The organism is Rhodococcus sp. EPR-134 (assembly GCF_001647205.1).
Lineage (GTDB): Bacteria > Actinomycetota > Actinomycetes > Mycobacteriales > Mycobacteriaceae > Rhodococcus_F > Rhodococcus_F qingshengii.
The window spans coordinates 1-9866 of sequence record NZ_LVCT01000668.1; the positions used below are offsets into that span (position 1 = coordinate 1).

At 63.3% G+C, this 9866-nt stretch carries 12 protein-coding genes; 6 read left to right on the forward strand and 6 right to left on the reverse strand.

Annotated features, from left to right (window positions below; all coding sequences use genetic code 11):
* Positions 1-381 (reverse strand): aldolase/citrate lyase family protein (locus A2J01_RS28870; RefSeq protein ID WP_231916022.1); only part of this gene is annotated, 381 nt, incomplete at its 3' end.
* A 200-nt stretch (positions 382-581) separates the two neighbouring features.
* On the opposite strand from A2J01_RS28870, the gene A2J01_RS28875 reads away from it, so the two are divergent.
* The 5 genes from A2J01_RS28875 (at position 582) to A2J01_RS28895 (ending at position 4718) form a co-directional block, all read left to right on the forward strand.
* Positions 582-1733, forward strand: coding sequence for an acyl-CoA dehydrogenase family protein (locus A2J01_RS28875; protein ID WP_064114109.1), 1152 nt, complete (start codon positions 582-584; stop codon positions 1731-1733).
* 31 nt (positions 1734-1764) lie between these two features.
* A complete protein-coding gene (locus tag A2J01_RS28880; RefSeq protein WP_042448526.1) occupies positions 1765-2511 on the forward strand; it encodes a GntR family transcriptional regulator in 747 nt (248 codons plus the stop codon).
* Positions 2512-2578: 67 nt separating this feature from the next.
* Positions 2579-3031 carry a MaoC family dehydratase gene (locus tag A2J01_RS28885; RefSeq protein ID WP_003940415.1) on the forward strand — a complete coding sequence of 151 codons (453 nt, stop codon included), beginning with the start codon at positions 2579-2581 and terminating at the stop codon, positions 3029-3031.
* 40 nt (positions 3032-3071) lie between these two features.
* On the forward strand, positions 3072-4268 hold the full coding sequence (locus tag A2J01_RS28890) for an acetyl-CoA C-acetyltransferase (protein WP_064114110.1): 1197 nt from the start codon (positions 3072-3074) through the stop codon (positions 4266-4268).
* Positions 4269-4328: 60 nt separating this feature from the next.
* Positions 4329-4718, forward strand: a complete 390-nt coding sequence (locus tag A2J01_RS28895) for an ArsR/SmtB family transcription factor (RefSeq protein ID WP_003940184.1) — start codon at positions 4329-4331, stop codon at positions 4716-4718.
* A 7-nt stretch (positions 4719-4725) separates the two neighbouring features.
* On the opposite strand, the gene A2J01_RS28900 is transcribed toward A2J01_RS28895, so the two are convergent.
* From A2J01_RS28900 to A2J01_RS28910, 3 genes are all read right to left on the reverse strand, one after another.
* A complete protein-coding gene (locus tag A2J01_RS28900; protein WP_003940625.1) occupies positions 4726-5223 on the reverse strand; it encodes a hypothetical protein in 498 nt (165 codons plus the stop codon).
* 111 nt (positions 5224-5334) lie between these two features.
* Positions 5335-5985 (reverse strand): pyridoxamine 5'-phosphate oxidase family protein, encoded by a 651-nt coding sequence (locus tag A2J01_RS28905; RefSeq protein ID WP_003940212.1) that lies wholly within the window; start codon positions 5983-5985, stop codon positions 5335-5337.
* A gap of 17 nt (positions 5986-6002) precedes the next feature.
* Entirely contained in the window at positions 6003-6956 is a 954-nt protein-coding gene (locus tag A2J01_RS28910; RefSeq protein ID WP_042448519.1) for a DNA-3-methyladenine glycosylase family protein, read from the reverse strand.
* Positions 6957-7001: 45 nt separating this feature from the next.
* Here A2J01_RS28910 and A2J01_RS28915 point away from each other — a divergent pair, with 45 nt between their 5' ends.
* Positions 7002-7553, forward strand: coding sequence for a ribonuclease H family protein (locus A2J01_RS28915; protein WP_054188389.1), 552 nt, complete (start codon positions 7002-7004; stop codon positions 7551-7553).
* A gap of 5 nt (positions 7554-7558) precedes the next feature.
* Here A2J01_RS28915 and A2J01_RS28920 read toward each other — a convergent pair whose 3' ends face one another.
* Positions 7559-8557, reverse strand: a complete 999-nt coding sequence (locus A2J01_RS28920) for an MDR family oxidoreductase (protein WP_064074261.1) — start codon at positions 8555-8557, stop codon at positions 7559-7561.
* An 80-nt stretch (positions 8558-8637) separates the two neighbouring features.
* A complete protein-coding gene (locus A2J01_RS28925; RefSeq protein ID WP_064114111.1) occupies positions 8638-9771 on the reverse strand; it encodes an oxidoreductase in 1134 nt (377 codons plus the stop codon).
* Positions 9772-9866: the final 95 nt, after the last annotated feature.

Here is a 9866-nt window from a genome sequence, read left to right on the forward strand (position 1 = left end):
TTGCAGGGTGGTGTGGTGCCCACCGGCAGTGAAGAGGATGTGCTCGGCCTCGAGTAGTTCGTCGGCGGACTCGACCTTCGGGACGATCACGCTCGTCAGCGATTCTCCGAGGGCGCCGCAGGCGATCAGGTCGTCGCGGGCCCATGGTGTGGTCAGGCCGTTGATTCGGACCGAGATGGTGCGCGCCCTACCGAACTCGTGCACCAAGGTGCTCACGAGGGTTCGCGCCAGGTTCTTGTTCGCCGAAGTGACGGCATCTTCGAGGTCGAGAATCACCTCGTCTGCGTTCGAGAAGAGTGCTTTGCGTGCCTTGCGCTCGTCTGAACCCGGCGCGACCAGGGACGCGCGACGTCTGGTGGCGCGGTAGTGGTTCTCGTCCATAGTGTGTCGATTACCTCGATCTGGAAATCAAATGTACGGCCAGTTGTGAAGTGGATGAGCTGCCGTGAACGGCGTTGATGTGCACCGAACTGCCTCGATGCTGGCAGTTGCTGCGTATCGATGTCAAGGCGCGGTATTGACATTGCGCGAACAATATCGAAATATGGCCGTACAAACTTATTTCAAGTCGAGGCGGATTCATGCTCAAGCTCAACGACGAAGAGACATTCCTGATCGAAACCGTGCGCCGGTTCGTCGACCGAGAGGTCAAGCCCACGGTCCAGGAGGTGGAGCACGCGAACGAGTATCCCGAGAAGTGGATCGATCAGATGAAGCAGATCGGGATCTACGGGCTCGCGATTCCCGAGGAGTACGGCGGATCGCCGGTGTCCATGCCCTGTTATGCGCAGGTGACGCAGGAACTGTCACGCGGATGGATGTCCCTGGCGGGGGCGATGGGCGGTCACACGGTGGTCGGGAAACTCATCTCGCTGTTCGGTACCGAAGAGCAGAAGGTGAAGTACCTGCCGCGAATGGCAACCGGCGAGATCCGGGCAACGATGGCCCTCACCGAGCCCGGCGGAGGTTCCGATCTGCAGGCCATGACAACCAACGCCAAGAGCGACGGCACAGATCTGGTCGTCAACGGCGCCAAGACATGGATCACCAATGCCCGCCGATCCGGCGTGATCGCCTTGCTGTGCAAGACCGATCCAAGCGCAAGCCCTCGTCATGCGGGCATCTCGATCGTTCTCGTCGAGCACGGCGAAGGGCTGACCGTCTCCCGCGACCTCCCGAAGCTCGGATACAAGGGCGTCGAGAGTTGTGAACTGTCCTTCGACAATTACCGCATCTCCGAGTCGGCCATTCTGGGCGGTACTCCCGGAAAGGGCTTCGGGCAGATGATGAAGGGACTCGAGACCGGCCGTATCCAGGTGGCTTGCCGCGCACTGGGCGTCGCCACGGCCGCACTCGAGGATTCACTTGCCTACGCGCAGCAGCGCGAGAGCTTCGGCCAGCCGATCTGGAAGCACCAGTCGATCGGCAATTACCTCGCCGACATGGCAACGAAGCTGACGGCCGCACGGCAGCTGACGTGGCACGCGGCGCAGATGTACGACAGCGGCGAGCGGTGCGACATGGAGGCAGGCATGGCCAAGCTGTACGCCTCCGAGGTGGCGATGGAAATCGCTTTGTCCGCCGTCCGCATCCACGGCGGTTACGGCTATTCGACGGAGTACGACGTCGAGCGGTATTTCCGTGATGCACCACTGATGATCGTCGGGGAGGGAACCAACGAAATTCAGCGCAACGTGATCGTTTCGCAGCTGGTTGCCCGCGGCGGTCTGTGACGGATCGGTGAGCAAGTAGGATCATGTCGCTATGAGCGGTAAGGAAAGAGAGACGGAGCCGGCGTACCAACGCCTCTCTCGTGAGCTTCGTCAGCAGATCTCTGCCGGTACCTACCGCGACGGCATTCAACTGCCCACCGAATCCGAACTGGCGCAGCATCACGGCGTGAGTCGGCAGACGGTCCGCCGAGCCTTTCACGATCTGGTTGCCGAGGGCATCGTGTACCGAGTACCCGGGCGCGGAACGTTCGTGACCGAGAACAGCGGCCGCTATCTCCGTCATCTCGGATCCATCGAAGATCTCATGAACCTTTCGCGGGACACGACGATGGAAGTTGTGTCACCGCTGCACCGGCGCGTGGACATCGAGGCGGCCAGTCGGCTTCGGCTCGACACCGACGTCGTGTACACCGTGGTCTTCCGGCGGATACACGAGGGAGTTCCGTTCGTGCAGACGACGGCGCATCTGCCGGAGGCGATCGCGCGGCAGATCATCGACCTGCCCGCCATGGCGGCCGGTGCGGTGAGCGCCAATACGGTGATCGGCTTGCTGGAACCGCTGATCGACAGTCCGATTGTCGAAGCAGCACAATCGATCACGGTGTCCCCGGCCACGGCGGACGTTGCCAGGGACGTCGATTGCGAAATCGGCCACGCCATGTTGCGGGTGGACCGTTTGTACTCCAACGCGCAGGGCGTTGCCAACGAGTTGTCGGTGAGCTATTTCTTGCCGGAGCAGTACACGTATCGGGTCACGCTGCGCCGCGGCGCACATTGACGCTGCGCCGCGGCGCACATTAGCGCTGCACTTTTCTTTGCTGTTCAACACCTTTCAGGAGAGAACTATGCGAATTTTCAACGGAATCGACGAAGTAGAGACGGCTGTCGGTGAGCACTTGGGCTACAGCGCGTGGTTCCCGGTCACACAGGATCGGATCGACAAGTTCGCCGACGCCACCGAGGATCACCAGTGGATTCACGTGGATCCCGAGCGCGCAGCGCAGGGTCCGTACGGCGGCACCATCGCCCACGGCTATCTGACTCTTTCGTTGTTGCCGGTGCTCGGCGCTCAGGTGATGCGTGTCGACGGAATCTCCATGACCGTGAACTACGGAAGCAACAAGGTGCGATTCCCCGAACCGGTCAAGGTCGGTTCTTCGGTGCGGGCAGGTGCGGAGATTCTTTCCTTCGAGCGCACCGCGAAGGGCGCGACGATAGTCGTGCGGTACACGATCGAAATCGAAGGAGCGGGTAAACCTGCGCTGGTAGCGGATACCGTGCGCCTGTTGGTCTCCTGAATCCTTTTCCATTCTTCCAGAACGAGATTCGAGGTCAGTTGTGAAACGAGCAGCATTGGTCGCGCCGGTCAGAACCGCGGTGGGCCGTTTCGGAGGGGCACTTCGTGACGTGCCTGCGGAAAGTCTGGCTGCCACCGTCGTCAAGGAGACCGTGCGTCGTAGCGGAATCGATCCGTCCCGCATCGACGACGTCGCGATGGGGCAGTCGTATGCCAATTCGGAGGCACCGTGCATCGGAAGGTGGGCGGCGCTCGAGGCCGGGTTGCCGATTTCGGTAGCCGGCTTCCAGACGGATCGCCGATGTGGAACGGGTCTGCAGGCCATCGTTTCCGCGGCCATGATGGTCCAGACGGGTGCGGCCGACGTGGTTCTCGCGGGTGGCGTCGAATCGATGAGCGGGATCGAGCACTACACCACCGGAGCGCGGTGGGGCACCAGATCCGGTGGGCTGCAACTGTTCGACCGCCTCGATCGTGGCCGCGAGCGCTCGCACCCCGAGTGGCGATTCGGTCGGATCAGCGGAATGATCGAAACGGCCGAGAACGTCGCGACACGCTGCGGGATCACGCGGGAAGAGTCGGACACCTTCGCCGTCGACAGCCACCGAAAGGCAACACTGGCAAGAGAATCCGGCCGCTTCGATGCCGAAATCGTCGCCGTCGAACTGACGGATCGAAAAGGGAACGTCACACAGTTTCGTGCTGACGAGGGGATTCGTCCGGATACCTCACTCGAAACCCTGGCACGGCTGCGTGCGGTGACCGAGGGAGGCGTCGTGACCGCCGGTAACGCCAGCCAGCAGAACGACGCTGCGGCAGCGATGTTGGTTGTCGCCGAGGATCGTCTGGACGAGCTGGGGCTGGAACCCATCGGGTTCCTCGACAGTTGGGCCGCGGCCGGTTGTGAACCGGCGCTGATGGGCCTCGGGCCGGTTGCCGCCGTCTCGAAACTGTTTGCTCGCACCGGGGCACGCTTTGCCGATTTCGATCTGGTCGAGCTGAACGAGGCGTTTGCGTGCCAGGTTCTCGGCGTCGTGAAGGAATGGGGATTCGAGGACCTCGATCGCCTGAACGTCAACGGTTCCGGCATCTCGCTCGGGCACCCCGTGGGAGCGACGGGTGCGCGTATGGCAACAACCGCGCTTCACGAACTCGGCCGACGCGGCGGCGGAAAAGCGCTGTTGACCATGTGTATCGGCGGTGGCCAGGGTATGGCGGCCGTGGTGGAGTCTGCCTGACGAGGTTCGCTTCTGGGTACACTTGCGGCGGGGGATCGGAAGTTCTACGGAGGCAGTCGGTTGACGAATGCAGGCGCAGCAGACACCAGTGGCGCGCTGAGCGTCGAGGATGTTCGTCGCGCCAGGGCCGCACTCGAGGGGCTCGATGTCACCAGTTGGTCCGGTCGCTTCGAGCTTCTCTCCGACACCAACCGTCTGCGTCTGTTGCTCTGCCTTCATCACGCACCGGGTATCTGCGTCACGGATTTGTCCGTGGCGCTGGGGATGAGCGGCACAGCCGTCTCACATGCGCTGCGGCTACTGCGTAGCCAGGGGTGGGTGAGCGCGACCCGCGACGGCCGATCGATGCGATACCAACTGGCGGACGACACCGTTCACCAGCTGCTGCATTCGATCGGCGCCACACATTTTCACGACGAGACACCCACCCCCGGGCACACGCACAGCTGAGCGCTACTCAAGGAGTCGCGAAGAACTTCTCGACGGCCGGCGCAGCGTTCGGGTTTCCGTTGGTGATTCCTGCGCCGACTCCGGCAACCGTGCCGATGACTCCACCGACGATGCAGCCGGCGATGAAGTTCGGGAAGATCGACAGGCAGCCGATTCCGACGCCGAGGTTGGCTCCGATCAGGGTCGACTGCAGACCACCGTTGTTCCAGCCGATATTGACCTCGTTGGCCATCGTGTCGAACGCGGCCTGCTTCGGATCGTTACCGGGGAAGAGCATCAACGCCGCCTGGCTGTTCGACTCTGCGGTCGGTGTCAGTAGGGGTTGGGACGGATCGAAGCCCGCATTCGGGGGCGCTGCGACCGCGGTGCCGGCTCCGGCGCCGACTGCGGCGACGACGAGTACGGACATGGTGAGAGTTCGGGACAGTTTCATGGGGACGGCCAATCTGTCTGTGTGGAACCAGTCGTGAATGGTGGCGGTGCAGTTCGTTAACCAGAACTCCACCGTCTGGATCGATCGTGCGGACCTCCTCGGGCACAACGGGACCCGTCGTCTCCGCGCGACGGGCCGTGTTTGGTGGCTACCCGACTCCGAGTGCCCTGAAACCGCCTAGTCTCATTCGTTTTTCGACAACCGCGCACGCAATTCTTCGACCTCGGCAGTAAGCCGATCTACCTCGGCTTGCAGGGGTTGGCGTGCCAGAGCGAGGGATTCGTCCATGCGCTCCTTGTCGAAGCGTGGCGTGATGTTTCGACTGCAGTTCCAGTCGAACGCTTCGACGTCGATGACGATGGAACGCTGGGCTTTTGCCGTCATGGTGCCGCCGGGGACTTGCAAGAGCTGTTGCAGTAGTGCAGGGTCCTCGTCCGCTTCGATCACCTGCGCGCGCCCGTAGATCTTCAATCTCGTTCGCGTCGGGTAATCGATGACGAACAGCGAGATGCGATTGTTCTCTTCCAGATTGCCGAGCGTCACGAATTGCTGATTGCCGGGGAGATCGGCGAATCCGATTCGATTCGGGCCCAACACATGCAGGAATCCGCGCGGGCCGCCGCGATGTTGGACGTACGGCCAACCGTCGGGCGTCACCGTGGACATGAAGAAGGAATCCACGGATTTCACGAATCCCTGCGCGCGGAAATCGAATTCCATCGGGCCCTCGTCGGGCTGATCGAGTTTCGAACCGTACACGGTGAAACTTCCGGTCGACCGCTGACGCTCCACCGCAGCGGGGGAGAAGGCGATGTGTGCGTATCGGGTCGACATTTTCCAACTCCTGATGCTCAGTGCCAACGGTGGTCGGCAACGGCAGTTCGCGGACCGAACTTGGGTTTGACGGCTTGCCCGCTGACCTGCAGAAGCCTCACGGCGCGGTATCGATGCGGTTGAAGGGGAGCGAGGTACTGCACCATCTGGGCGTCGTCGATCGGTTCACCCAGCAGTGACCACCCGACGACGGCAGAAAGGTGGTAGTCGCCGACCGAGAGTGCATCGGAATCGCCGAATGCACGCTGAGCCACTTCGGCGGCAGTCCAGATCCCGACGCCGGGTACCGCTCGCAACCGTTTGGTCGCCTCGGTTCTGGGGAACGTGGATGCCTGCTCGAGGCGGTCGGCGACGCGAGCGCACTGAACGATCGTCTTGGACCTCGCGGGATCGACGTTCGCGCGATGGAATTCCCATGACGGCATTCGACGCCATTGGTCCGCGGTGAGTGGAACCCGCATTCCGTCGGGCGCGGGGCCGGGTGGGCGCTCCCCGAACTTGGTCAGCAGGCGGCGCCACGCGGCGAATGCGTCGATGCCGTGGACTCGTTGCTCGAGGATCGCGGGAACGAGAGCTTCCATGACGCGGCCGGTGCGGCCGATGCGCAGATGAGGGAAGCGTCGATGAGCTTCGGCGAGCTTGGGATGTTCGGGGGCAAAATCTTCGGCTTCGTCGTCGAGACCGAGCAGCGCTTCGGCGCCGGTCAGGAATTCCGTGGCGCCGGGACCCCAGGCCTGTACCCGGACCGTGTGGCGATCCGACTGGGTGATGCGGTAGGTCACAGGACCCGAAAGTTGGCGGGAAACTCGCCAGATCGCTCCGTCGGCTGACCGTCGATGTGCGGGGTCGCCGGGTCCGCGCTGATGCGGGCTGAGCGTCAGCGCGGCATCGAGTGGTCGCTGAGAAGTCACCGTGACTTCGTCGACCGGAGATAGCGGCGTCATCGAGGTCAGCGTATCGCCACCGTCCATCCTCCGTTAAGGCGTGTGTCGGTGGCGCAACGTATTGTCCGAGCCATGATCATCGTGAGCACCGACGGATCCTGTCTGCGAAACCCCGGTGGGGCTATCGGCTGGGCGTGGGTCAATCACGAGGGTCCGAGCATGTCCGGCGGAGAAGCGTCCGGCACCAACCAGATTGCAGAGTTGCGTGCTCTGTTCGAGGCCGTCGTCGCCCATCCCGGTGCTGATCCTCTACTCATCGAATCCGACTCGCAGTACGCCATCAAGTGCGCTTCCGAATGGTTGCCCAGTTGGAAGCGCAAGGGCTGGAAGACCGCGAGCGGCGGGGCGGTCAAGAACCTCGAACTGGTGCAGAGTATCGATCGAGCCATCACCGATCGAGTCGGTCCGGTGCGCTTTCGCTGGGTGCGCGGGCACGTCGGCAACCACTACAACGAAATGGCAGACAAGCTGGCCGGCGAAGCCGCACGCGCCATCGTCTCGGGGGACATCGCATCGGTCCCGCTTGCTGCCCCGGTGAAGAAGGAACCGACCGCCGTGAACTCTCCTTACAAGGAGAAGTCCACGACGGTCGAAGAACCGGCAGATCTGTTCACACTTTTCTGAGCGGTTCAGAATCCGTCGGCAACCTGAACCAGCGCCCGGCCGGTGTACTTGCCTTCGCGTACCTGATCGATCACCGAGACGACGTCGCGGACGGCAACGAGGTTCGTGATCTCCTTCAGATGACGTGGGGCCAAGTCGGAGCCCAGCCGGGTCCACAGCGCGCGACGGGGTTCGATCGGCATCAATACCGAGTCCATGCCCAGCAGTGAGACTCCGCGGAGAATGAACGGCAGCACGGTCGTAGGCAGCGCGGCGCCGCCGGTCAATCCGCTGGCAGCGACAACACCGCCGTAGTTGATCGTGCTCAGAACGTGAGCGAGGGTCTTTCCACCGACGCAGTCGACGGCCGCCGCCCACTGAGATTTTCCGAGCGGGCGAGGCTTGGCGTCGGGATCCTCGGGGAGCCGGCCGATCACCGAAGACGCACCGAGTGACGTCAGAAGGTCTGCCGCGCCGGGCTTACCGCTGGAGGCGACCACGTCGAAGCCTGCGCTTGCCAGAAGGTCGACGCTGACGGTGCCGACGCCGCCGCTCGCGCCAGTCACCAGGACGGGACCGTCGGCTGGCTTCACTCCGCTGGCCAGAATGGCTTGGACGCTCATGGCTGCGGTGAATCCTGCCGTGCCGATCGCGGCAGCGTCGGCGGTGGAAATGCCGTCGAGCTTCACGACCCACTCGGCAGGCAAACGGGCGATCTCGGCGTAGCCGCCGTTGCGGGCGGTCCCGATCTCGTAGCCATGTGCGACGACCTTGTCTCCCGGGGCGAATGCGTCGGACTCGGAGGCAATGACCTCGCCGGCGACGTCGATGCCGGGGACGATCGGGTACTCGCGAACCACCCCGCCTTTCGGCGTGACCGCGAGCGCGTCCTTGTAGTTGACGCTCGAGTACTCGACGCGAATGGTGACCTCACCTGCCGGGAGGAAGGATTCGTCGACGGTTTCGGGGGCGAAGTCGATGGTGCCGTCGCTGTCGCGGGCGACCCAGGCGTTGAAAGTAGTCATGGGTCGAACATAAAGGCCTTCGGCCCTGTGCGCCTTTTTGGTAGTGCGAACTACCGGAAAGGCGCACAGGGGCGGAGCCCCTAGATCAAGCTGCCCTCATGCACCGCTCGATCGAACGCCGGTAGCGGGCCACCGGCGCGCAGGGTAGTTGCCAATGCAGGATCGGCGAGATGGAGACGGCCGATCGCGATCAGATCGAACTCTCCGCTGCCGATGCGCTCCTCGAGCTGTGGGATGTTGTCGACTACAGGTGCCACGCCTTCGATGCGGCTGTCCCGCAGCGACTTTCCGATACCGACGCTGCCGACGGCCATCGTGACGGCGCCGGTCAGCTTCTTCGCCCAACCCGCCAACGAGAGATCGCTGCCTTCGAAGGCCGGCACGTCGAAACGCCTGATGCTGGCGTCGAGAACGTCGACTCCGGCGTCGACCAGCGCGCCCAGGATGACGCCCAACTCTTCGGGGGTTTCCGCGATCTTCGCGGTGAAATCCTGCTGCTTGTGCTGTGAGAAACGGTAGATGATCGGCATATCCGGTCCGATGGCCGCGCGGATCGCGGCGACGACGGCGGCCGGGAACCTGGTACGACGCTCCAGGTCGCCTCCCCACGCGTCGTCGCGCTGGTTGGTGCCCTCCCAGAAGAAGGAATCGAGGAGGTAGCCGTGACCGCCGTGGATCGCGATGCCGTCGAAGCCGAGTTCGACGGCGTGCTTCGCGCTACGGACGTACGCGTCGATGACGTCCTGTATGTCCTGCTCGGTCATCGCTTCGGTGCTGGCCTGTGCGCGTTCGACGTAGGCAGCGGAGTACGAGGTGACGCCGAGCGGGCCCCACTCGCCTGAGGGGCGCATCGGCTTGAGTGAGGGGTCCATCTGCGTCATCGCGCCCCACAAAGGTCCGACGTGCCAGAGCTGAGGCACGATCTTGCCGCCCGCAGCGTGCACGTCGTCGACTACCTTCCGCCATCCGGCCTGAGCAGCGGGAGTGTGGAGGTTGGGGACGTTGGCGTGGTCGACAGCAGTCTCGTGATCGATCGCGACGCCTTCGGTGACGATCAGTCCGGTGCCGCCCTCAGCTCGTCGGCGGTAGTACTCGGCGACGTCCCGGCCGGGCACGCCCTCGATGGAGTACGTGCGCGTCATCGGCGACATGACTATGCGGTTGGACAATTCGAGCGAACGGATACGGAGCGGTTGGAACAGCGGGTTGGTCACTTCGTCACAGCGCTTTCATGAATCGGAAGAATCCGGGGTCCTGGTCGACACGGAGCCGGGTGAGGGTTCGGTAGCTGATCAGCCACTTGCCGTCT

Bases quoted from the DNA above. Each gene is read 5' to 3' on its own strand.
- A2J01_RS28875 (WP_064114109.1), top strand. From the start codon at position 582: ATGCTCAAGCTCAACGACGAAGAGACATTCCTGATCGAAACCGTGCGC.
- A2J01_RS28880 (WP_042448526.1), top strand. From the start codon at position 1,765: ATGAGCGGTAAGGAAAGAGAGACGGAGCCGGCGTACCAACGCCTCTCT.
- A2J01_RS28885 (WP_003940415.1), top strand. From the start codon at position 2,579: ATGCGAATTTTCAACGGAATCGACGAAGTAGAGACGGCTGTCGGTGAG.
- A2J01_RS28905 (WP_003940212.1), bottom strand. From the start codon at position 5,985: ATGTCGACCCGATACGCACACATCGCCTTCTCCCCCGCTGCGGTGGAG.
- A2J01_RS28910 (WP_042448519.1), bottom strand. From the start codon at position 6,956: ATGGACGGTGGCGATACGCTGACCTCGATGACGCCGCTATCTCCGGTC.
- A2J01_RS28915 (WP_054188389.1), top strand. From the start codon at position 7,002: ATGATCATCGTGAGCACCGACGGATCCTGTCTGCGAAACCCCGGTGGG.
- A2J01_RS28920 (WP_064074261.1), bottom strand. From the start codon at position 8,557: ATGACTACTTTCAACGCCTGGGTCGCCCGCGACAGCGACGGCACCATC.